Below are 21546 nucleotides of genomic sequence, written 5' to 3'. Positions count from 1 at the left end.
ATGCGGTCAGGCCGACCGAAGGCCATGGACGTTTCCCGACGTCCACGGCGGACCCGCAGGTGTGCAATCTAGCATCACCCCGCCCGGCCCGGGGGCCAGGCGTCCAGGGCAGGGGGCATCCTCACCGATGCCGCCGCTGCCGTGCAAGCCTCAGTGAGACAGTGCCTTGCTTGGCGTGCCGCTCATCAGCTTGTCGGTGTAGGCGATGCCGATCGCCGAGAGGATGAAGGCGCCATGGATGATGGTCTGCCACATCACACCGTCGGAGGTCATCGTGGAGCACTTGATGACATCGCCCACGGCGGCGACGGCCTTCAGGTACGCCTCGCTGTTGCAGGCGGGCAGGGCGCCCAGGTTGCCGGCACCAATGAAGGTCTTGAGCAGGTGGATCGAGGAGATGCCGATGATCGACAGCGCCAGCTTAACCTTCAACACGCTGGCGTTGACGTGGCTCAGCCACTCCGGCTGGTCCGGATGACCTTCCAGGCGCAGACGCGACACGAAGGTTTCATAACCCCCGACGATCACCATCACCAGCAGGTTGGAGATCATCACCACGTCGATCAGGCCCAGCACCAGCAGCATGATTTCCTGCTCGCCCATCTGGTTTGCCTGGTGCAGCAGGTGCCACAGTTCCTTGCCGAACAGGAACACATAGACGCCCTGGGCCAGGATCAGGCCGAGGTACAGGGGCACCTGCAGCCAGCGCGAGGCGAAGATGAGGGTGGACAGGGCGTTCGGGGATTTCGAGGTCGAGCTCATGCTGGAATGCTGCGTTGCGGGGACGGCGCAGCGTAACGGTCCGGCTTGACCCTGCCAAGCCGAGTGACGGACTAGACTCGGGATTCTCTCTTCGCGAGCCCTCGCCATGATCGATCTGTACTACTGGCCTACCCCCAATGGCCACAAAGTCACGCTGATGCTGGAGGAAACCGGGCTGCCGTACCGGATCCAGCCGGTGAACATCGGCGCCGGGGACCAGTTCACGCCTGCCTTCCTGGCGATCTCACCCAACAACAAGATGCCGGCGCTGGTCGACCACCCGCCCACCGACGGCGACGCCCCGCAAAGCGTGTTCGAGTCCGGCGCGATCCTGCTGTACCTGGCCGAGAAGACCGGCCGCTTCCTGCCGGCCGACACCCGCGGCCGCGTGGCGGTACTGGAATGGCTGTTCTGGCAGATGGCCGGGCTCGGCCCGATGAGCGGGCAGATGGGCCATTTCAACGTCTACGCGCCCGAAAAGATTCCCTATGCGATCGAGCGCTACAACAACGAAGTGCGTCGCCTGCACGGGGTGATGGACAAGCGCCTGGCGCAGAGTGCCTACCTCGGCGGCGATGACTACAGCATCGCCGATATGGCCAGCTATCCGTGGATCGGGGCCTACGACACGCTTCCGGTGGACTTTGACGCCTTCCCGAACCTCAAGCGCTGGCATGACGCGATCGCCGCCCGACCGGCCACCCAGCGCGCGTATGCCCTGCGCGAGCAGGTGAACCCGCAGGCCGGCAAGCCGCTCAGCGAGGAAGAGCGCAAGCACCTGTTCGGCCAACGCTGACGCATTGGTCGCCTGCCCGGTCATGCCGGCCGCTGGCCGGCTTTCCGGCACGCTTGGCGCGGCAGGATACCCGCCATCCCCGGCACGATCGGAGCGGTTTTGGTTAGGATGAAGCGTTCCCCGTGCCGTTTTCCTGGCCGGGGACTGCCCAGACGCTCCCGGAACCCTCCATGCGCCACCTGTTTGCTTCGCTCGCCCTGATGCTCGCCTCGACCTCGATCGCCCACGCTGAAAAACTGACCCTGGATGCCATCACCGGCCCGCTGCCGTTGTCCGGCCCGACCCTGATGAAACCCAAGGTGGCCCCGGATGGCTCGCAGGTCAGCTTCCTGCGCGGCAAGGATGCGGACCGCAACCAGCTGGACCTGTGGGCGTACGACATCGCCAGCGGCCAGACCCATCTGCTGGTCGATTCCAAGGTGGTGCTGCCCGGCACGGAAACCCTGAGCGACGCTGAAAAGGCGCGCCGCGAGCGCCAGCGCATCGCCGCGATGACCGGCATCGTCGATTACCAGTGGTCGCCGGACGCCCGCACCCTGCTGTTCCCGCTCGGCGGCGAGCTGTACCTGTACGACCTGAGCAAGCAGGGCAAGGCCGCGGTGCGCCAGCTCACCCACGGCGAAGGCTTCGCTACCGATGCCAAGCTCTCGCCCAAGGGCGGCTTCGTCAGCTTCGTGCGCGCCCGCAACCTGTGGGTGATCGACCTGGCGAGCGGCCAGCAGCTCCAGCTCACCCGCGATGGCAGCGACACCATCGGCAATGGCGTGGCCGAGTTCGTCGCCGATGAGGAAATGGATCGCCACACCGGCTACTGGTGGGCGCCGGATGACTCGGCCATCGCCTTCGCCCGCATCGATGAGTCCCCGGTGCCGGTGCAGAAGCGCTACGAGATGTATGCCGACCGCACCGAGATGATCGAGCAGCGCTACCCGGCCGCCGGCGACCACAACGTCACCGTCAAACTGGCGGTGATCGCCCCGCGCCGCAACGCCCCGCCGCGCTGGATCGACCTCGGCCGCAACCCCGACATCTATCTGGCCCGCGTCGATTGGCGCGACCCGAAGCACCTGACCTTCCAGCGCCAGTCGCGCGATCAGAAGACGCTCGAACTGGTGCAGACCGAACTGGCCAGCGGCCAGCAGCGCACCCTGGTGACCGAAACGTCGCCGACCTGGGTGCCGCTGCACAACAGCCTGCGCTTCCTCAAGCAGGGCGGTTTTGTGTGGTCGTCCGAGCGCAGTGGTTTCGAGCACCTGTACCGCATCTCCGATGACGGCAAGACCGTCACCGCGCTGACCGCCGGCCACTGGCCGGTGGACGAACTGCTGGCCGTGGACGAAGACGCCGGCAAGGTCTACTTCCGCGCCGGCGTGGACAGCCCGCGCGACAGCCAGCTGTACGCCGTGTCGCTGCAGGGTGGCGCGCCGCAGCGCCTGTCGCAGACCCCGGGCATGCATACCGCCAGCTTCGCGCGCAACGCCAGCGTCTACGTGGACAGCTGGTCCAACACCACCACGCCGCCGCAGATCGCGCTGCACCGTGCCAACGGCGAGAAGATCGCCACCCTGGTCGAGAACAATCTTGAAGACCCGGCACATCCCTACGCGCACTATCTCGATGCGCAGCGCCCGGTCGAGTTCGGCACCCTGACCGCCGCCGACGGCAAGACCGAGCTGCACTACAGCCTGATCAAGCCGACCGGTTTCGATCCGGCCAAGCGCTACCCGGTGGTGGTGTATGTCTACGGCGGCCCGGCCTCGCAGACGGTCACCAACAGCTGGCCCGGCCGTGGCGATCACCTGTTCAACCAGTACCTGGCCCAGCAGGGCTACGTGGTGTTCTCGCTGGACAACCGCGGCACCCCGCGTCGCGGCCGTGATTTCGGCGGTGCGCTGTACGGCGTGCAGGGCACGGTGGAAGTGGCCGACCAGCTGCGCGGCGTGGCCTGGCTGAAGCAGCAGGCTTGGGTCGATCCGGCGCGCATCGGCGTGCAGGGCTGGTCCAACGGCGGTTACATGACCCTGATGCTCCTGGCCAAGGCCTCCGACAGCTACGCCTGCGGCGTGGCCGGTGCACCGGTGACCGATTGGGGCCTGTACGACACCCACTACACCGAGCGCTACATGAACCTGCCGGGCAACAATCCCAAGGGCTATGAAGAAGCGCGCGTGCTGGCGCATATCGACGGCCTGCGCTCGCGCCTGCTGCTGATCCACGGCATGGCCGATGACAACGTGCTGTTCACCAACTCCACCGTGTTGATGAGCGCGTTGCAGAAGCGCGGCCAGCCGTTTGAACTGATGACCTATCCCGGTGCCAAGCACGGCCTGTCGGGCAGCAATGCGCTGCACCGCTACCGCCTGGCCGAGGATTTCCTGGGGCGCTGCTTGGCGCCCTGATCCGCCGTTCCTGCCACCGGCCTGACAAGGAGTTTGCCGATGACATTGCCGCCCGCACTTCCTGGTACCACCGTGTCCACCGGCTGGTGGCGACGCCACTGGCGCTGGGCCATGCCAGTGGCGGTGGTGGTCGGCATGGCGGCGGCAGCGGGCGCGGTGTGGTTCGCGCTGTCCCAGTGGGCGTACTGGAGCAAATCCAGCACGCCCTACCAGGAGGCCATGCGCCGCGCGCGCTGCAACGTCGAGCTGGTCGAAGCGCTGGGTGAGCCCCTGCGCGATGGCTACCTGCCGGCCGGCTCGATGCATTCCAATGGCCAGAGCCAGTTCGTGATCGGGGTGAGCGGTCCACAAGGGAAGGGCCGCCTGTTCCTCAATGCCAAGCGCAGTGGCGTGCACTGGGACTACCCGATGCTGTATGTGGTCACCGATGCCAACGACGCCATCGATCTGACCGCGCTGGATGATGCCGAGGCCGCCGAGCGCTGCGCGCTGGCCGAGTGCCGGGCCAAGGGCGAGTGCCCACCGTCGCTCCGTCTTTGAGGGGTGGCTTGGAAGCGTCAGCCTTTCGAATCCGAGATGACGGATGGTTTCGTTGATACCGTGATGCCGCGCGGCGTTCCGCGCACCTGCTGCCGTTAGCCTCGATGCACCTGCCCGGTCGGGCAACGCTGCAGGCGAGGTGGAGACGTGAAACGCATCCTGTGTGGTTGGTTGATCGCGGTGTGTGGCGTGTTGCTGGCGCCGACGACCTGGGCGGCGGTACCGTTCATCGAGGTGCCCGCCGACGGATGGGACCCTGGACCGGAGGCGCGCAAGCGCTACTCCAAGGGCATTTTCGACTGGGCCCGGCGGGTAGAGGTGCACCGTGCTGCGCTGGCGGCTGACCAGCTTCAGGTCGATCTGTTTGACGGCATTCTCGTCGTCAACCGTATGCGCGCTGCCAATAGTGAGACGGACATTACACCGCTCTATCAGGCCATCGGAACGGGACGGGAAGTCCATCGTGAAGCCACGTCGTCGCGGCACCTGTGGGTGGGTGAAGTGGTCGGTGGGCGTGGTGCAGGGGGCATGCCCCAGATTGTCCACGTCATCGAAATGGAAAATGGCGAGTTGATGACGAGCTTCACCCGAGGTCATCTTCGTTACCAACTGTTCGGGGACCTGTTGGTGCGCAGTGATCTGCGGAGGCTGCCGAACGAGGCACCCACGGTGCGCGACCCATATCCAGTGGATCCGCTCATTCTCGACCAAGTCACTCAGTCCGATGAGCGATCCACTATCCGGGTCGCCTTCGGCTATGGGAACAAATCACTGGCGGATGGGAGAGAGCAGATCTTTAGCATGATGCAAAGAGCTGTCGCACATGCAAATGAAGGATTTCGAGAGAGCGGAGTTCTCGTTGACCTGCAGCGGGCGGGAAATGCGCTCCCCGGATATGCCGAATCGACCGTGTTGCAGGCGCTGGACGATCTAGCGTTAGGCATCGAAGGGCCGCTCTGGCTCGTCCATAGAATGCGGCAGATGGAGAAAGCGGATCTCATCTTGATGATCGTCGATACAGACGACGCACCTACTGTTTGCGGCCAGGCACAGCGCTTGCTGGCAACGAAGGAGACGGCGTTTGCGGTGGTGGAGCGGAACTGCCTTGCAGACGAGAAGAACAGCCTTGCTCATGAAATTGGCCACTTGCTTGGCGCCGATCATGACCTGGCGCATGCCTCCGTCCATCCTCCGAAATTCGAATATGGCCACGGCTATCAGGCGCCGCTGAACACGCCTGATCGTTGGCGGACAGTGATGGCTTACGATTGCAGCGACCGCGAATGCGGTCGCATCAATCGATGGTCTTCGCCAAGCGGAAGTCACAATGGACTACCCGCCGGAACGGCGCGGCAACATCACAACGTTCGCGTGCTGAACGAGACGCGTGCCACGATTGCGGCCTTCTATCCAGACCCTTGATCATTGCCTACAGGCGAGAGAACTACGCAATGTGCCTAGCGTTAGCTAGTGAAATTCCATTCATCATGCCAGCGTTGAAACGTGGAAAGCCGGGTCGGGCAATGTCCGGCAATGCTCCAAGCGAGGTGGAGACGTGAAACGCATCCTGTGTGGTTGGTTGATCGCGCTTTGTGGTGTGTTGCTGGCGTCGACGACGTGGGCGGCGGTACCGTTCATCGAGGTGCCCGCCGATGGATGGGGCCCCGGGCCGGAGGCGCGCAAGCGCTACTCCACCGGAATGTACGACTGGGCACGGAGGGTCAAGGTGGACCGGACCGCACTGGCCTCCGATCGGATCCAGGTCGATCTGTTCGACGAGGTGCTCGTTATCGAACGTACGTCCCTCATCGCCACCGAGCCGGAGGATGTTCGTCTGTATGTGGCGGAAGGCAGCACACATGTTGTCCAGCGCTCGTCCACATCGCGGCGACTTTGGACAGGAACGATCATCGGGGTGCGCGGGCCTGGGGGAATACCGAGCACCGTGGACATCACCGAACTGGGCAACGGCGACTTCATGTCCAGTTTTTCACGGGGCCACGTGCTGTATCAGCTATTTGGGGATCTACTGTTGCGCATCGATCTGCGTCGGGTTCCCAATGAGGCACCCACGGTGCGCGACCCATATCCTGTCGACCCGTTCATTCTCGACACCGCCGGCCAGCCTCCCGGCGGGGCATGACCTCCGGCCAATTGCCCCCGGCCCGCCAAGTGCGTAGGGTCGCAGGCATCCTGCCCTGGAGTTCCTGCATGAAGCCGCTTGTCCTCGCTGTCGCGTTGGCCCTGACCGTTCCCGCCGCGTTGTCGGCCCCGCCGGCCTTGGCCGCCCCGGCTGCCGCCAAGCCCGCCGCCTCGCCGGCCTGGGTCACCCGCAGCAACACGCTGGCGCAGATCCTGCTCGATGCGCAGGGCCCGTTCCAGCCGGAAGAGACCGGCTTCTTCGGCGTACCCGGCTATGACGACAAGGTGGCCGATTTCGGCCCCGACAACGGTGCTCGCTACCGCGCGGCGATGACCAAGGCCCGCGGTGAACTGCAGGCCAAGCTCGCCACCGAACGCGATCCCAACGTCCGCCAGGACCTGGCGATCATGATCGCCGCTGCCAACCAGAACATCGAAGGCAGCGAACTCAACGAGAAGTACCTGCTGCCGTGGAGCGACACCCCGCAGACGGTGTTCAGCGGCCTCAACCTGCTGCTGTCCGACCAGGTGCCCACCGAGCGCCGGGCCAAGGCGCTGGATCGCCTGAAGGCCTACGCCGGGCTTGCCCCGGGCACGCAGCCGGTGACCACGCTGTCGCGCCAGCGCTATGAAGAGCGCCTGGGCGACAAGACCCTGCTGCAGCCGACTAAGATCGAAGTGGAGCAGTCGCTGGCCAATGTGGACACCTACATCACCGGCATCGAGCAGCTGTTCGGCAAGTACAAGGTGGCCGGCGCCGAGCAGGCGCTGCAGACCATCGCCAGCCAGCTGCGCGAGTACCGCGATTGGACCCGCCGCGAGGTGCTGCCCAAGGCCCGCACCGATGCGCGTCTGCCCGAGCCGCTGTATGCGTACCAGCTCAAGCGCGTGGGCATCGACATCGCCCCGGCGCTGCTGATGCAGCGGGCCCAGCTGGAATTCATGGAAACCCGCTCGGCGATGCGCCAGCTGGCACCGCTGGTAGTGCAGGCCAAGGGCCTGAAGGTCACCGACAGCACCGACCCGGTGGCCGTGGTACGTGCGCTCAAGGGCGACAAGATTCCCGACGATCAGCTCGAGCACCACTACCGCGGCGTGATCGATGCGATCGACCCGATCATCCGCAAGGAAAAGATCGTCGATGTGCCGCAGCGCCCGATGCAGATGCGCCTGGGCTCGGCTGCCGAAAGCGCCGCCTCGCCGGCACCGCATTTCCTGCCGGCGCCGCTGGTCGGCAATACCGGGCAGCAGGGCACCTTCGTGTTGCCGCTGGGCAACCCGGCCGCTGGCGACAAGGCCGCGCAGTACGACGATTTCAACTTCGGCTCGGCCGCCTGGACGCTGAGCGCGCATGAAGGCCGCCCGGGCCACGAACTGCAGTTCACCGCGATGGTCGAGCGCGGCATCTCGCTGGCCCGCACGATGTTCGCCTTCAATTCGGTCAACGTGGAAGGCTGGGCGCTGTATGCCGAAGCGGAGATGGTGCCGTACGAGCCGCTGGACGGTCAGCTGATCGCGCTGCAGTTCCGCCTGCTGCGGGCCGCACGCGCGATGCTGGACCCGATGCTCAACCTGGGTCAGATCGACCGGGCCAACGCCGAGCGCGTGCTGATCGATGAGGTCGGCCTGTCCAAGGCGATGGCCACGCAGGAGCTGGACCGCTACATGGTGCGCATGCCCGGCCAGGCCGGCAGCTACTTCTACGGCTACACCCGGATTCTTGAGCTGCGCATGCAGACCGAGCTGGCGCTGGGCGATCGCTTCGACCGGCTGGCGTTCAACAACTTCCTGCTCGACCAGGGCCTGCTGCCGCCGGACCAGCTGGCCAAGGCCGTCAATGACGTCTTCGTGCCGAAGTACAAAAGCGCGGCCAAGCGCTGACGCGTTTGCGGTAGGCACCGACCGTTGGTCGGTGCGCTATCCCAGCAGCCACGACCAACGGTCGTGGTCTACCGCGGCCTTCGTTACCGCTGCGGCGTGATCGTCTGCGTCGGCAGGCGCGGCGCCGGCGGCGGATTCGGGACCCAGATGGCCACACCGGCCGCGCGCTTCTGCGTGGTCGGGATGCCGATGCCCACACCACCGCCCACGTGCGAGCCGTAGCTGCCCGCACCGACGGACATGCCGACTGGCGAGCCGCTGGAGCCCACGCCCATCAGGATCACGCCGTTGGCACCGAGGGCGGCGGCCTCACGCTTGAGCCGCATGACCGCGGCATCGGTCTGGCCCTGTGTGCCGAAACCGACCGCACTGGCCGATTCGAGCTGGGCGATTTCCTGTGACCCTGCCGGCGGCGTGGAATAAATCTGCACCGTGGCCGGATCGACCGGGGCACGCGCCTGGCCGAGCATGACCTTGGAGGTGCTGGCGCAGCCGGCGCTGAGCAGCGCCAGGCCCAGCAATGCAGCGCATCGGATGTTCATGGCGTTACCCCTGTGTGTCATGGCTGGGATGATCGGTGCTGGCGACTGAATCGGTCCCAACCCCTGCCAATGCACCCTAGCACCGCCCCGGTGAGGCCCCCGCCAACGGCGTCTCGCTGCCGCTTGCGCCTGCGCCGGGAACCGCTATGGTGGGCCACGCATTCACCTCAAGGAGCCGGGCATGGGATTGATCAGTCTGTTGTGGGGCATCGTCGCGCTGCTCTGGATGATTGTGGCCCTGATCCCGCTATTGGGCTGGGGCAACTGGTTCCTGATCCCGTTTGCTGCGGTGGGTGCGGTGATCGCCGCCATCGGCATCCTGTTCACCCACGCCAGCAAGCGCGGCCGGGCCTGGACCGGGCTGGTGCTCAACGGCATCGTGGTGGTGGTGGGGATCGTCCGGCTCGGGCTGGGTGGCGGCATCATCTGAGCCGTGCGGGTGCGACCGACCGTCGCAGCTCACGGCCGCCCGGTACCATCGGCGTAGAATGACCGGCTGCCGCATCCGGCTCTGCCGGCGGTCCACGCCCGTCCGGGCGCTCTCCCTGCACCGATGATCATTCGTCCTCGTCCCCACGGCTGGCAACTGCTCTACATCCTGCGCGGCTCCATCGTTCCGGCGGTGGCTCCGAAGGTCGTGGCGATCCTATTGCTGTCGGTCGCGGTCGCGGTCGCGGCCCTGGCCGAGCTGTGGCACCCGCCGGGCATCGAGCGCGTGTCGGTGGCACCGTTCACCCTGCTGGGCCTGGTGCTGTCGATCTTCCTCAGCTTCCGCAACAACGCCTGCTTCGAGCGCTGGTGGGAAGGCCGCAAGCTATGGGGCCAGCTGATTTATGAATCACGCAGCCTGGCCCGCCTGTGCCAGGCGCTGCTGGTCGACGATACGGCGCTGCGTGATCGCGTGTGCCGGCTGTGCATCGGTTTCGCGCATGCGCTGGCGGCCCGCCTGCGTGGCCGCGACATGGCGCTGGCGGCGCTGCCGTGGGTACCCGAGGCCGATCGCGCGCGGTTCGGCCAGCGCCTCAATGCACCGGATCAACTGTTGGCGATGATCGCTGCCGATCTCGCCCAGGCGCTGCGCGCCGGTCAGCTGGATTCGTACCTCTACACGCAGTTCGAAACACGCCTGCATGCGCTGTCCAGCATCCAGGCCGGTTGCGAGCGCATCCTGACCACGCCGCTGCCGTTCGCCTACACGCTGCTGCTGCACCGGTGCGCGTGGCTGTTCTGCGTGCTGCTGCCCTTCGGCCTGGCCAGTTCGCTGGGTTGGGCAACGCCGGTGGTCTCGGCCGTGCTGGCGTATGCGTTCTTCGGCCTGGACCAGCTCGGCGAGGAGATGGAAGAGCCGTTCGGGCTGGAATCCAACGACCTGCCGCTGGATGCGATGGTGCGCACCGTCGAAATCGATCTGCTCGACAGCCTGGGCGTCCAGCCGCTGCCCGAGCCCCTGCAACCGCGGCAGTACCTGCTGCAGTAATTCCTGCCTTCCGTTCCGGAGCTTCTCATGGCACATCCTGACTATCGCCCCCGCCGCATGCGTCACGACGAGTTCTCGCGTCGTTTGATGCGCGAGAACACGCTGACCACCGACGACCTGATCTATCCGGTGTTCGTGCACGAGCTGGCCGGCCGCGCGCCGGTGGCTTCGATGCCCGGCGTGGAGCGGCTGTCGATCGACGAGCTGTTGAACGTGGCGGAAGAAGCGCTGGAACTGGGCATCCCGGTGATCGACCTGTTCCCGGTGATCGATCCGGCCGGCAAGTCGCTCGATGCCGCCGCGGCGTGGGATGAGAATGGTCTGGCACAGCGCGCCATCCGCGCGTTGAAGTCGCGCTTCCCCGAGCTGGGCGTGATGACCGATGTCGCGCTGGATCCGTACACCACGCATGGTCAGGACGGCATCATTGATGACAAGGGTTACGTGCTCAACGACATCACGGTGGAGGCGCTGGTCAAGCAGTCGCTGTCGCACGCCGAAGCCGGCGTGGACATCATTTCCCCGTCGGACATGATGGATGGCCGCATCGGTGCGATCCGCCGTGCGCTGGATGCCGCCGGCCACGTCAACGTGCGGATCATGGCCTACTCGGCCAAGTACGCCTCGGCGTTCTACGGTCCGTTCCGCGACGCGGTCGGCAGCTCCAACGGCCTCGGCAAGGCGGACAAGAAGACCTACCAGATGGACCCGGCCAACGGCGACGAGGCCATGCGTGAGATCGCGCTGGACCTGGAAGAGGGTGCGGACATGGTGATGGTCAAGCCGGGCATGCCCTACCTGGACCTGGTGCGCCGGGTGAAGCAGCAGTTCGGCGTGCCGACCTTCGCCTATCAGGTCAGTGGCGAGTACGCGATGATGAAGGCCGCCTTCGCCAATGGCTGGCTGGACGAGCGGGCCTGCGTGATGGAATCGTTGATCGGCTTCAAGCGCGCCGGCGCCGATGGCGTGTTGACCTATTTCGCCCCGCAGGTGGCGCGTTGGCTGCGCGAACGCTGACAATACGCGCCCACCCCGATACAGGACGAGGATGATGCAGACGATGGGATGGCTACAGTGGGTGACCTGGACGGCCGGCGTGCTGGCCTTTGCCGTGGTCATCGGGCTGGTGATCCGTGGTGTGCGCCGCGCCGCGCGGCAGGCGCCGGAGCAACCCTCCGCCGCCGCGCGCATTGCCCGTGAGGCGCAGCTGTCGCCCGCCTTGCAGGCACAGCTGGCGGCATTGAACCAGCGCAAGGATCACGGCGAGATCAGCGAAGCGCAGTACGAGCAGCAACGCGCGGCGCTGCTGCAGGCGCACTAGCGCTCGGCCAGCACGATCACGGGTAGCGCCACGCCATGCGTGGCGGCCTTTCGGCGACCGCGGCGTCAACCGCAGCCGGCACCTCGCGGTGCTGACGGCGCCTTGATCCGGTACAGGTCCAGCCCGCCGGCACGCGGTGCGCGTGCCATGCCAGCCAGGACCATCTCCGAAGGCTTGGACGCGTCCACCACCGGCGCGCCGGTCTGGCCGTCGGCGGTATTGAACGACAGCGTCAGCGGCACCGCCGCCTGGCGGTGATCGCAGCTCGCCAGCAGGACCTGCGAATGCCCCCGGCTTGCGCGGGTGAAGGCCAGCGCGCCCGCATTGTCCAGCCAGGCGGCCCCGAGTTCGTCGGCGGCCGTATTGAGCGGGGCCGGCAGGGCCTGCGCCGTGCCAAATCCCTCGCCCTGCACGGGCGCCAGATACAGATCGAAGCCGCCCTGGGTGGCTGTGCCATTGCGCGAGAACAGCAGCGTGCGTCCATCCGGACGCAGCGCGGGGGCACGTTCATCGGTGCGGGTGTTGAGCGCCGGCAGGGCCTGCACGGTCCCGAAGGTGCCATCGGTGGCCACCGGGGCACGGTACAGATCGAACCCGCCCTGGCCGCCGCGGCGGTTGGAGGCGAAGTACAGCCACTGGCCATCGTGGCTGAAGTACGGGTCGCGTTCGTCGTCGGCGCTGTTGAGCGCGAGCGGGGCAGGGTCCTGCCAGCGCCCTTCGCGCAGCACCGCCTGCCACAGGTTCCAGCCGCCGCTGGCCCCGGCGCGGTCGCTGGCCCACACGATGCGCTGGCCGTCCGGCGCGATCGTGGCCTGGGCTTCGTTGGCCTTGGTCGAGACCACGCCCATGCCCTCGATGCCGAATTCGGAAAGCGCCATCGCGGCGGGTGTGCAGAGTAAACTGGCGCTCAGCGCGAGCAGAGACAATGGAATGCGCATCATCGCGTCCGTTGGGGTTTGCGTTCCATTCTAGGCCCGGAGCAGGAAACCCATGACCGACCGTTACGCCGTATTCGGCCAGCCCATCGCGCATTCGCAGTCGCCGCACATCCATGCCACGTTCGGCCGGCAGGAAGGCCTGGCGCTGGACTACCGTGCGATCGAGGCATCGCCGGCCGAGTTCCTGGCAGCGCTGGAGGCCTTCGCTGCCGAGGGTGGCGTGGGCGCCAACATCACCGCGCCGCACAAGGAAGCCGCCTTCGCGCTGTGCACCACGCTGACCTCGCGCGCGCGCCGCGCCGGTGCGGTCAACACGCTGCTGCGCAAGGGCGACCGCTGGCATGGCGATACCACCGATGGCATCGGCCTGGTCCGTGACCTCACCGACCGCCACGGCCTGGACCTGCGTGGCCGCCGTACCCTGCTGATCGGCGCCGGTGGTTCGGCCCGCAGCGTGGCCCCGGCCTTGCTGGATGCCGGCATCCTGGAGCTGGTGGTGGTCAACCGCACCCCGGAGCGCGCCGACGCGCTGATCGATGCGATGGGCGAGCCGGGCCGCGCCATCACCCGCTACTGGGAAGACATCCGCGAACTGGGTGATTTCGAGCTGATCATCAATGCCACCTCGGCCGGCCGCGACCGCGCCGCGGAGTTCAAGCTGCCGCTGTCGCTGGTCAACAGCATGACCACCGCGGTCGATCTCAACTACGGCGAGGCTGCGATTGCCTTCACTGCGTGGGCGCGCTCGGCCAGCTGCCGCAACATCGTTGATGGCCTGGGCATGCTGGTCGAACAGGCGGCGGAGAGCTTCCTGCAGTGGCACGCCGTGCGCCCGCAGACCGACGCCGTCTACACCGAGCTGCGCACCCAGCTGGCGCCGCTGGCCGGGGAGGACTGAGCCGGTGGACATGGATCTGCTGATCTCGATGCTGACCATGGTGGGCGTGCGCCTGCCGGTGCTGATTGCGCTGGCAATCGCCGTGGTCTGGGTGGTGGATACCCCGCGCGGCGCGATCCGCAGCGTGGCCCTGGGCGCACTGGGCGTGATGGCGCTGACCACCCTGGCCGGCCTGGTGCTGAACCTGGTGCCGATGTGGATGGTGCAGCAGGGCAACTACGAGAACCTGCAGCTGATGTCCAAGCTGCTCGGTGCCGGCCACTTCGCACTCAATCTGTTCGAGGCGCTTGCGCTGGTGCTGCTGGTCTGGGCGATGACCCGCGCGCTGCGCGGCCACGCCGTTCCGCCCGTTGCGCCGCTGCCGCCGCGCTGAGCAGGTGCAGCAGGCTGTCGCGGCCCACAGCGTTGGCGTGGGCCGCGTCACGGATATGAACCGTCGCGGAAAATGGCGCCGGTCACGGCCCCCGGGTCGTGAGAAAATGGGGACTGTGATCCAGTCAGGCAGTCCCCCGGCGTGACCGAAAAAGTTGAAGCCCCCCGCGCCCTGAACGACGAGCTCAAGGCCGGCATCCGCGATGCCTACGCCAAGCTGCAGGCCAATACGCCCGGCTTCAGCACCCGGCGTTCGCAGAGCCAGATGATCGGCGTGGTGTCGCGTGCGCTCTCGCACAGCGGCGGCGTCGGCGTGGTCGAAGCGCCGACCGGTGTCGGCAAGTCGCTGGGCTACCTGACCGCCGGCGTGCCGATCGCGCTGGCGACCAAGAAGAAGCTGGTGATCAGCACCGGCACCGTGGCGCTGCAGTCGCAGCTGGTCGAGCGCGACATCCCCAATTTCCTCAAGGCCACCGGCATCGAAGCCACCGTGGCGCTGGCCAAGGGCCGCACCCGCTACCTGTGCACCCGCAACGCGGCAGAAGCACATGGCGACGGCGCGCAGGAAGGCATGTTCGACGACGAACAGCCGTTGTTCGACCGCCCGTTGGCGCCGATCGAGATGGACCTGGCGCAGTCGCTGAGCAAGGCTTTCCTCGAAGGCCGCTGGAACGGTGACCTGGACAACGCGCCGGAGACGATCAGCAACACCCTGCGCTCGCGCATCACCACGCCCGCCTCGGGCTGCGCCGGGCGCAAGTGCGCCTACTCGGCGCAGTGCGCGGTACTGCGCTCGCGCAACACCGTGCGCGAGGCGCAGATCGTGGTGACCAATCACGCGCTGCTGTTGTCGGCGCTGTCGATCGGGGAGAGCGACAACGGCCAGCCGCTGATCGCGCCGCCCTCGGACATGCTGCTGGTGCTTGATGAAGGGCATCACATCGGCAACGTCGCCATCGACCAGGGCGCGGCCAGCCTCGCGCTGGACGAAATGGCCAAGCGCACCGGCCGCCTGCAGGTGCTGATCGCTGCGTCCTACCGCGCGGTGGACAAGGACAAGCTGGGCAACCTGCTGCCCAACGAGGCCATCGAAGCCGCCGCCAAGGTCAGCAAGCAGCTCAAAGCCTTCCGCGATGTGATCGACCGCAGCTGGCGGCCGGACCCGGCCGCCCAGGAGCCGATGTGGCGCGCCCCGAACGGCCGCCTGCCGGAGATCTGGATGCCCGATATCGAGGCCATCGCCGACGACACCCGCGCGCTGTTCAACTGGGCGCATGCCGCGCTGACGCAGGTCGCCAAGGGCAAGCCCGAGGATGCCGCGCGCGAACGCCTGCAGCGCAACCTCGGCATGGCGCTGGAGATGATCGAGCAGCAGCACAATCTGTGGACCGGCTGGCGCCGCGAAGACAAGGAGGGCCAGCCGCCGACCGCGCGCTGGATCACCCTCTCGCGCGATGGCGACCTGGTCCTGCATGGCTCGCCGGTCTCGGCCGCGAACGTGCTGCGCAAGCTGCTCTGGGATGAAGTGGATTCGGTGGTGATGACCTCGGCCACGCTCACCGGCGGTGGCGATTTCCAGGCGCTGGCGATCGACAACGGCATTCCGGCCGAAGCCGAGATGGTCTCGCTGGCCTCGCCGTTCGATCTGCCCAACCAGGCCCAGCTGATCGTGCCAGCGTTCCCGGTGACCCCGGATGACAAGGAAGGTCACCCCAAGGAAATCGCGAAGTACCTGGTCAAGGAGCTGGACTGGGGCAAGGGCAGCATCGTGCTGTTCACCTCGCGCTGGAAGATGGAGAAGGTGGCCGAGCTGATGCCGGCCGCGCAGCGCAAGCACGTGCTGGTGCAGGGCGAGACCGCCAAGCAGAAAATGATCGAGGAGCACCTGCGGCGCACCTCGGCCGGGGAGGGCTCGGTGCTGTTCGGGCTCAATTCCTTCGGCGAGGGCCTCGATCTGCCCGGCGAGGCCTGCACCACGGTGGTGATCACCCAGGTGCCCTTCGCGGTGCCGACCGACCCGCAGACCTCCACGCTGAGCGAGTGGTTCGAAAGCCGTGGCCTGAACGCCTTCAACCTGATCGCGATCCCGCACGCCCTGCGTACGCTGACCCAGTTCTCCGGCCGCTTGATCCGCACCTCCACCGATACCGGCCGCGTGATCATCCTCGACTCGCGGCTGCTGACCCGCCGCTACGGCAAGCGCATCATCGATTCACTGCCGCCGTTCAAGCGGGTGATCGGGTAGCGGTACACGACACTTGCAACGGGGCGTTGCGTTGCGAAACGGTAGAGCCACGCCATGCGTGGCTGCTCTCCGATCAGAACGCGCCGCAGCCTGAAACTGCACCCATCCACGCGTGGCGTGGAGCTAGTCCTCCAGTTTCGCCAGGTCGCGCACCGCGCCCTTGTCAGCACTGGTGGCCAGCAACGCATACGCCTTCAGTGCACCGGTGACCTTGCGCGGACGCGCCTCGCGCGGCTTCCAGCCGAGCGCGTCCTGTTCGGCGCGGCGTGCGGCCAGCGTGGCGTCATCGAGCAGCAGATCGATGCGCCGTGCGGGAATGTCGATACGGATGCGGTCGCCGTTGCGGACCAGGCCAATGGTGCCGCCCGAGGCCGCTTCCGGCGAGGCATGCCCGATCGACAGGCCCGAGGTGCCACCGGAGAAACGGCCGTCGGTGAGCAGGGCGCATTGCTTGCCCAGGCCCTTGGATTTCAGATAGCTGGTCGGGTACAGCATTTCCTGCATGCCCGGGCCACCGCGCGGTCCTTCGTAGCGGATCACCACCACATCGCCGGCGACCACTTCATCGGCGAGGATGCCCTGCACAGCGGCGTCCTGGCTCTCGAACACACGCGCGTTGCCTTCGAACACGTGGATGGATTCATCGACGCCGGCGGTCTTCACCACGCAGCCATCGACGGCCAGATTGCCGCGCAGCACCGCCAGCCCGCCTTCGGCCGAATAGGCATGCGCGACGGCGCGGATACAGCCTTCGGCACGGTCCACGTCCAGCGTCGGCCAGCGCGTGGCCTGGCTGAACGCGACCTGGGTCGGGATGCCGGCGGGCCCTGCGCGGAAGAAATCGTGGACCTTCTCATCGGTGCTCACCGCGACATCCCAGCGCGCGATCGCTTCGGCCAGGGTGCGGCTGTGCACGGTCGGCACGTCGGTATGCAGCAGGCCACCGCGCGCGAGCTCGCCGAGGATGCCGAACACACCGCCCGCGCGATGCACATCCTCCATGTGGTACTTCGGTGTGTTCGGCGCAACCTTGCACAGCTGCGGCACACGGCGTGAGAGTTCGTCGATGGCATGCAGATCGAAGTCCACCTCCGCTTCCTGTGCCGCGGCCAGCAGATGCAGGATGGTGTTGGTGGAACCGCCCATGGCGATGTCCAGCGTCATCGCATTCTCGAACGCTTCGCGGGTGGCGATGCCGCGCGGCAATGCACCCGCTTCTTCGCCCCCATACCAGCGATGGCACAGCTCCACGATCAGGCGCCCGGCGCGGCGGAACAGCTGCTCGCGGTCGGCGTGGGTGGCCAGCGTGGAGCCGTTGCCGGGCAGCGACAAGCCCAGTGCTTCGGTCAGGCAGTTCATCGAGTTGGCGGTGAACATGCCCGAGCACGACCCGCACGTGGGACAGGCGCTGCGCTCATACTCGGCGACCTTCTCGTCGCTGGCGCTTTCATCGGCGGCGATCACCATCGCATCGACCAGGTCCAGCTTGTGCTCGGACAGGCGCGTCTTGCCGGCTTCCATCGGGCCACCGGAGACGAACACCACCGGGATGTTCAGGCGCAGCGCGGCCATCAGCATGCCGGGGGTGATCTTGTCGCAGTTGGAGATGCACACCAGGGCGTCGGCACAGTGCGCGTTGACCATGTACTCCACCGAGTCGGCGATGATCTCGCGGCTGGGCAGCGAATACAGCATGCCGTCGTGGCCCATGGCGATCCCGTCATCCACCGCGATGGTGTTGAACTCCTTCGCCACGCCGCCGACCTGCTCGATCTCGCGCGCCACGAGCTGGCCCAGGTCCTTGAGGTGCACGTGGCCGGGCACGAACTGGGTGAACGAGTTGGCGACGGCGATGATCGGCTTGTGGAAGTCGCCATCGGTCATCCCGGTGGCGCGCCACAGGGCGCGTGCGCCGGCCATGTTACGGCCGGCGGTGGAGGTGCGGGAGCGGTATTCAGGCATGGTGGCTGGCAGGATCTGGCGGGCCGTGGGGGCGCGTTTCACCTCGATTCTGCCGAAAAATTCCGGTTGCGTTTGCAACCACCTTCGCCGCTGCCGCGGCCCCGCCCAGAGCGAATGCTGAAACGCTGTTCATGTTTTGGACTTTGCCGGTTTTGGTTGTTCGCCCCGATCAGGCATGATTGGGGAGATAACCGTACTAGGGGGCATGACGCCATGAAACGTTCCAGGACTACTGCGCTGCTGCTGATGAGCGCTGCGCCGCTGCTGTTCACCGCCTGCCAGAAGAACGAGGCCGTGCAGGTGCAGGAAGGGCTCTACACCTCGGTGCAGGCCTGTACCGAAGCCACCGGCGATCCGTCCAGCTGCCGCAACGCGTTTGCCGAGGCGCAGAAGCAGTCGGCCGATGCCGCCCCCAAATACGCCACGCGCGAAGCCTGCGAGGCCGAATACAACGCCGAGCAGTGCGTGGAACAGAAGACCTCCACCGGCCATTCGTTCATCGGCCCGATGATGATGGGCTTCTTCATGTCGCAGATGCTCAGCAACCGTGGCGGCGCGGGCCTGGCCCAGCAGCCGGCGGCGAGCCCGGCCTATCAGGACAAGGCCAAGGGCTGGGCACGCCCCGGTCCGTCGACCGGCGGCATGAACACCGCCAGCGGCATCGGCGCCGGCAAGGCCGGCCTGGCCCCGGTCAATGCCACCCCGAACCGGGCGGTCACCGCCAGCCGCGGTGGCTTCGGCAACACCAGCAGCAACCGCAGCAGCGTCGGCGGCTGATCGATGCAGCGCGTGCGTATCGCCGAGCGCAGCCAATGGCGCGCTCGGGCCGAAGAGTCGGGTTTCCGTTTCCACACCATCGATGGTCTGCCGTACTGGGATGAAACCGCGTACTACGCCTTCACCCTGCGCCAGATCGAACAGGACATCGAAGACCCCAGTGCCGAGCTGCATGCGATGGCGATGGACCTGGTGGACGAGGTGGTGGGCAGCCAGCAGTTGATGGACCAGCTGGCGATCCCGCCGCTGTTCCGCGACTGGATCGCTGACAGCTGGCGCCGCCGCGAGCCGCACCTGTATGGGCGGCTGGATTTCGCCTACGACGGCACCGGCCCGGCCAAGCTCTACGAGCTGAATTACGACACGCCCACCTCGCTGTTCGAAGCGTCGTTCTTCCAGTGGCAGTGGCTGGAGGACCAGCGCAACCAGAACCGGCTGCCACCGCATGCCGATCAGTTCAACGCGATCCATGAGGCGCTGGTCGAACGCTTCGGCGAACTGGCCGCGCAGCTGCCGCCGCCGCTGTATTTCAGTGCTGTCGGTGCGTCGGAGGAAGACCAGGGCACGGTCGCCTACCTGCGCGACTGTGCGGCCCAGGCCGGCCTGCGTGGCGACGCGATCGCGATCGAGGATATCGGCCTGTCCGAGGACGGGCGCTTCACCGCGCTCGACGACACCGTGATCGGCAGCCTGTTCAAGCTGTATCCGCTCGAAGACCTGATGACCGAGTCGTTCGGCCAGGCGCTGCCCGCTTCGGGCGTGCAGCTGCTGGAACCGGCATGGAAGGCGATCCTCAGCAACAAGGGCGTGCTGCCGCTGCTGTGGCAGCGTCACCGCGGCCACCCGAACCTGCTCGCCGCCGAGTTCGACGATGGCAGCGAGCTGCCGCGCGGCTGGGTCCGCAAGCCGTTGTTCTCGCGCGAGGGCGCGAACGTGGCGATGCACCTGGCCGATGGCAGCTGGCAGGAAAGCGAAGGCCCGTACACCGGCCCGGCGATCCGCCAGGCCGCGCATCCGCTCACCGCGTTCGATGGCGGTTATCCGCTGATCGGCAGCTGGATCGTGGGCGACCAGGCCTGTGGCATGGGTATCCGCGAAGACAACAGCCGGATCACCCGCGACAGCGCCCGCTTCGTACCGCACGCGATCATCGACGAAGCGCCGACGCGCATCTATCTCTGATCGTTACAACAACCCATCCCGCTTGACCGCCAGGTAGCGTTCCACCAGCGCGCCAGGCAGGGCCTCGGCGGTGACATCCAGCACCATCACCCGGTGGCTGCGCAGCGCGTCATGTGCGTCGCTGCGCTGCTGCAGGTAACGTGCGATCGCACCGGCCTGGGCAGCGTCCTGCAGGCTCTCCACCGGCTGGGCCAGCGCATCGTCCAGCGCGCGCTCGCGCAGGCTGGCCACGCAGACTAGATGCTGGCGCTGCAGCAGGCGCACGGCCGCGAGCAGATCTTCAATGTCCTCATCGCGCACGTTGGTGACCAGCATCACCAGCGAGCGACGGCGCTGACGCAGTGAAAGCTCGGTGGCTGCGGCGAGGTAATCGGTGGCGACCGGCTGCGCCTGCAGATCGTAGCTGGCGCGCAGCAGGGTATCGATGGTGCCCATGCCACGTTTCGGCGCGACCCAGCGGCTGTCGCCCCCGGCCGCGAACAGGCCCACGCCGTCGCCTTGGCGCAGCGCGAGGTAGGACACCACCAGCGCCGCATTGAGCACATGATCGAAGTGCGACAGCCCGCCTTCGCTGGCCATCATGCGCCGGCCGGTGTCGATCATCAGCACCAGCTGCTGGTTTTTCTCGTCCTGGTATTCGCGGGAGATCAGCTTGCGCGCGCGGGCGGTCGCCTTCCAGTCGACCTGGCGCAGGCTGTCGCCGACGCGGTACTCGCGCATCTGGTGGAAATCGGTGCCTTCGCCGCGGCGGCGCTTGAGGTGCGCGCCGACCAGGCGCGAGGCCTGTTCGGCACTGAACAAGGCGAAGCGCGTCAGCGGGGCGAAGTTGGGGTAGACGCGCACCGTCATCGCCGGCGGCAGCTGCCGCCGTTGATGCCACAGCCGCCACGCACTGTGCATGCGCAGGTGCACCCCCTCGAACACGAAACGGCCACGCGCGGTCGGGGTCAGTCGGTACGCCACGCTGCTGGTGACCAACGGTTTGAGCGCCAGTGACCGTGGCAGGCCCTGCAGGCTCCAGCCGCCGGGCACCAGATCGAATACCTCCACGCGCTGGTGCCGGCTCGATTCCAGCCGCAGCGTCGCCTCACGCTCGACATTCAGTGCCAGCGACTCCGGCAGCTCGCGGTGCACACTCGGCGAGGGTTGGCGACGCAGGCGCAGCAGGTCCACCAGCGCGATCAGCGCCACACCACCACCGATCGCCCACCAGACCGCGTGCGGCCAGGTGCCGATCACCACCGGCACGCCGAGCAGGCCCCAGCCGGCCAGCAATGCCAGCAGCAGTGCGCCCGGCCTCATGCCGGTCGCT

At 66.9% G+C, this 21546-nt stretch carries 20 protein-coding genes; 15 read left to right on the top strand and 5 right to left on the bottom strand.

Annotated elements, in window-relative coordinates:
- Positions 1 to 150: 150 nt before the first annotated feature.
- Positions 151 to 762, bottom strand: coding sequence for a TIGR00645 family protein (locus BCL79_RS11005; protein ID WP_121040802.1), 612 nt, complete (start codon positions 760 to 762; stop codon positions 151 to 153).
- 106 nt (positions 763 to 868) lie between these two features.
- Between BCL79_RS11005 and BCL79_RS11000 the strand changes: the two genes are divergently transcribed.
- The 6 genes from BCL79_RS11000 (at position 869) to BCL79_RS10975 (ending at position 8520) form a co-directional block, all read left to right on the top strand.
- Entirely contained in the window at positions 869 to 1558 is a 690-nt protein-coding gene (locus tag BCL79_RS11000) for a glutathione binding-like protein (RefSeq protein ID WP_121040800.1), read from the top strand.
- A 170-nt stretch (positions 1559 to 1728) separates the two neighbouring features.
- Positions 1729 to 3957, top strand: a complete 2229-nt coding sequence (locus tag BCL79_RS10995; protein ID WP_121040798.1) for a S9 family peptidase — start codon at positions 1729 to 1731, stop codon at positions 3955 to 3957.
- A gap of 39 nt (positions 3958 to 3996) precedes the next feature.
- Complete coding sequence (locus BCL79_RS10990; RefSeq protein WP_121040796.1) at positions 3997 to 4497, top strand: cytochrome c oxidase assembly factor Coa1 family protein; 501 nt, start codon at positions 3997 to 3999, stop codon at positions 4495 to 4497.
- Between the two features lie 147 nt (positions 4498 to 4644).
- Positions 4645 to 5919 carry a M12 family metallo-peptidase gene (locus BCL79_RS10985; RefSeq protein WP_147433888.1) on the top strand — a complete coding sequence of 425 codons (1275 nt, stop codon included), beginning with the start codon at positions 4645 to 4647 and terminating at the stop codon, positions 5917 to 5919.
- A gap of 133 nt (positions 5920 to 6052) precedes the next feature.
- Positions 6053 to 6640 carry a hypothetical protein gene (locus BCL79_RS10980; protein WP_147433887.1) on the top strand — a complete coding sequence of 196 codons (588 nt, stop codon included), beginning with the start codon at positions 6053 to 6055 and terminating at the stop codon, positions 6638 to 6640.
- Positions 6641 to 6708: 68 nt separating this feature from the next.
- Positions 6709 to 8520, top strand: coding sequence for a DUF885 domain-containing protein (locus BCL79_RS10975; RefSeq protein WP_183073726.1), 1812 nt, complete (start codon positions 6709 to 6711; stop codon positions 8518 to 8520).
- Positions 8521 to 8603: 83 nt separating this feature from the next.
- Here BCL79_RS10975 and BCL79_RS10970 read toward each other — a convergent pair whose 3' ends face one another.
- On the bottom strand, positions 8604 to 9062 hold the full coding sequence (locus tag BCL79_RS10970) for a hypothetical protein (RefSeq protein WP_019185443.1): 459 nt from the start codon (positions 9060 to 9062) through the stop codon (positions 8604 to 8606).
- A 181-nt stretch (positions 9063 to 9243) separates the two neighbouring features.
- On the opposite strand from BCL79_RS10970, the gene BCL79_RS10965 reads away from it, so the two are divergent.
- From BCL79_RS10965 to BCL79_RS10950, 4 genes are all read left to right on the top strand, one after another.
- Entirely contained in the window at positions 9244 to 9492 is a 249-nt protein-coding gene (locus BCL79_RS10965; protein ID WP_019185442.1) for a hypothetical protein, read from the top strand.
- A gap of 123 nt (positions 9493 to 9615) precedes the next feature.
- The gene (locus BCL79_RS10960; protein WP_121040788.1) at positions 9616 to 10539 is read left to right on the top strand and encodes a bestrophin family protein; all 924 of its coding nucleotides are present in this window, start codon (positions 9616 to 9618) and stop codon (positions 10537 to 10539) included.
- A 27-nt stretch (positions 10540 to 10566) separates the two neighbouring features.
- Positions 10567 to 11556, top strand: coding sequence for a porphobilinogen synthase (hemB, locus tag BCL79_RS10955; RefSeq protein ID WP_121040786.1), 990 nt, complete (start codon positions 10567 to 10569; stop codon positions 11554 to 11556).
- 31 nt (positions 11557 to 11587) lie between these two features.
- Positions 11588 to 11860, top strand: a complete 273-nt coding sequence (locus BCL79_RS10950) for an SHOCT domain-containing protein (protein WP_121040784.1) — start codon at positions 11588 to 11590, stop codon at positions 11858 to 11860.
- A 65-nt stretch (positions 11861 to 11925) separates the two neighbouring features.
- On the opposite strand, the gene BCL79_RS10945 is transcribed toward BCL79_RS10950, so the two are convergent.
- Positions 11926 to 12798: a TolB family protein gene (locus tag BCL79_RS10945; protein ID WP_121041330.1), complete on the bottom strand. Its 873-nt coding sequence runs from the start codon at positions 12796 to 12798 to the stop codon at positions 11926 to 11928.
- A gap of 52 nt (positions 12799 to 12850) precedes the next feature.
- Here BCL79_RS10945 and aroE point away from each other — a divergent pair, with 52 nt between their 5' ends.
- The 3 genes from aroE to dinG all read left to right on the top strand — a co-directional run bounded on the left by aroE (position 12851) and on the right by dinG (position 16313).
- The gene (gene aroE, locus BCL79_RS10940) at positions 12851 to 13696 is read left to right on the top strand and encodes a shikimate dehydrogenase (RefSeq protein ID WP_121040782.1); all 846 of its coding nucleotides are present in this window, start codon (positions 12851 to 12853) and stop codon (positions 13694 to 13696) included.
- 10 nt (positions 13697 to 13706) lie between these two features.
- The gene (locus BCL79_RS10935) at positions 13707 to 14069 is read left to right on the top strand and encodes a hypothetical protein (protein WP_121040780.1); all 363 of its coding nucleotides are present in this window, start codon (positions 13707 to 13709) and stop codon (positions 14067 to 14069) included.
- 141 nt (positions 14070 to 14210) lie between these two features.
- Complete coding sequence (gene dinG / locus BCL79_RS10930) at positions 14211 to 16313, top strand: ATP-dependent DNA helicase DinG (RefSeq protein ID WP_121040778.1); 2103 nt, start codon at positions 14211 to 14213, stop codon at positions 16311 to 16313.
- A 123-nt stretch (positions 16314 to 16436) separates the two neighbouring features.
- Here dinG and ilvD read toward each other — a convergent pair whose 3' ends face one another.
- A complete protein-coding gene (ilvD, locus tag BCL79_RS10925) occupies positions 16437 to 18275 on the bottom strand; it encodes a dihydroxy-acid dehydratase (RefSeq protein ID WP_121041328.1) in 1839 nt (612 codons plus the stop codon).
- Positions 18276 to 18488: 213 nt separating this feature from the next.
- Between ilvD and BCL79_RS10920 the strand changes: the two genes are divergently transcribed.
- Positions 18489 to 19052 carry a DUF1190 domain-containing protein gene (locus BCL79_RS10920; RefSeq protein WP_121040776.1) on the top strand — a complete coding sequence of 188 codons (564 nt, stop codon included), beginning with the start codon at positions 18489 to 18491 and terminating at the stop codon, positions 19050 to 19052.
- Between the two features lie 3 nt (positions 19053 to 19055).
- Positions 19056 to 20234: a glutathionylspermidine synthase family protein gene (locus BCL79_RS10915; protein WP_121040774.1), complete on the top strand. Its 1179-nt coding sequence runs from the start codon at positions 19056 to 19058 to the stop codon at positions 20232 to 20234.
- Between the two features lie 3 nt (positions 20235 to 20237).
- Here the strand turns inward: BCL79_RS10915 and BCL79_RS10910 are convergent, their stop codons facing one another.
- The gene (locus BCL79_RS10910; protein WP_121040772.1) at positions 20238 to 21536 is read right to left on the bottom strand and encodes a DUF58 domain-containing protein; all 1299 of its coding nucleotides are present in this window, start codon (positions 21534 to 21536) and stop codon (positions 20238 to 20240) included.
- Positions 21537 to 21546: the final 10 nt, after the last annotated feature.

The sequence above is a fragment of the Stenotrophomonas rhizophila genome, from assembly GCF_003651185.1.
In the GTDB taxonomy this organism is placed as follows: domain Bacteria; phylum Pseudomonadota; class Gammaproteobacteria; order Xanthomonadales; family Xanthomonadaceae; genus Stenotrophomonas; species Stenotrophomonas maltophilia_Z.
Note: the sequence above shows the minus strand (reverse complement) of the source record. Positions and strands in the feature narration are given on the sequence as shown.

Coding starts and splice junctions, on each gene's coding strand:
- BCL79_RS11005 (WP_121040802.1), bottom strand. CDS start 762: ATGAGCTCGACCTCGAAATCCCCGAACGCCCTGTCCACCCTCATCTTC.
- BCL79_RS10995 (WP_121040798.1), top strand. CDS start 1,729: ATGCGCCACCTGTTTGCTTCGCTCGCCCTGATGCTCGCCTCGACCTCG.
- ilvD (WP_121041328.1), bottom strand. CDS start 18,275: ATGCCTGAATACCGCTCCCGCACCTCCACCGCCGGCCGTAACATGGCC.
- BCL79_RS11000 (WP_121040800.1), top strand. CDS start 869: ATGATCGATCTGTACTACTGGCCTACCCCCAATGGCCACAAAGTCACG.
- BCL79_RS10970 (WP_019185443.1), bottom strand. CDS start 9,062: ATGAACATCCGATGCGCTGCATTGCTGGGCCTGGCGCTGCTCAGCGCC.
- BCL79_RS10945 (WP_121041330.1), bottom strand. CDS start 12,798: ATGCGCATTCCATTGTCTCTGCTCGCGCTGAGCGCCAGTTTACTCTGC.
- BCL79_RS10960 (WP_121040788.1), top strand. CDS start 9,616: ATGATCATTCGTCCTCGTCCCCACGGCTGGCAACTGCTCTACATCCTG.
- BCL79_RS10965 (WP_019185442.1), top strand. CDS start 9,244: ATGGGATTGATCAGTCTGTTGTGGGGCATCGTCGCGCTGCTCTGGATG.
- BCL79_RS10975 (WP_183073726.1), top strand. CDS start 6,709: ATGAAGCCGCTTGTCCTCGCTGTCGCGTTGGCCCTGACCGTTCCCGCC.
- BCL79_RS10915 (WP_121040774.1), top strand. CDS start 19,056: ATGCAGCGCGTGCGTATCGCCGAGCGCAGCCAATGGCGCGCTCGGGCC.
- aroE (WP_121040782.1), top strand. CDS start 12,851: ATGACCGACCGTTACGCCGTATTCGGCCAGCCCATCGCGCATTCGCAG.
- BCL79_RS10935 (WP_121040780.1), top strand. CDS start 13,707: ATGGATCTGCTGATCTCGATGCTGACCATGGTGGGCGTGCGCCTGCCG.
- BCL79_RS10910 (WP_121040772.1), bottom strand. CDS start 21,536: ATGAGGCCGGGCGCACTGCTGCTGGCATTGCTGGCCGGCTGGGGCCTG.
- hemB (WP_121040786.1), top strand. CDS start 10,567: ATGGCACATCCTGACTATCGCCCCCGCCGCATGCGTCACGACGAGTTC.
- BCL79_RS10950 (WP_121040784.1), top strand. CDS start 11,588: ATGATGCAGACGATGGGATGGCTACAGTGGGTGACCTGGACGGCCGGC.
- BCL79_RS10990 (WP_121040796.1), top strand. CDS start 3,997: ATGACATTGCCGCCCGCACTTCCTGGTACCACCGTGTCCACCGGCTGG.
- BCL79_RS10920 (WP_121040776.1), top strand. CDS start 18,489: ATGAAACGTTCCAGGACTACTGCGCTGCTGCTGATGAGCGCTGCGCCG.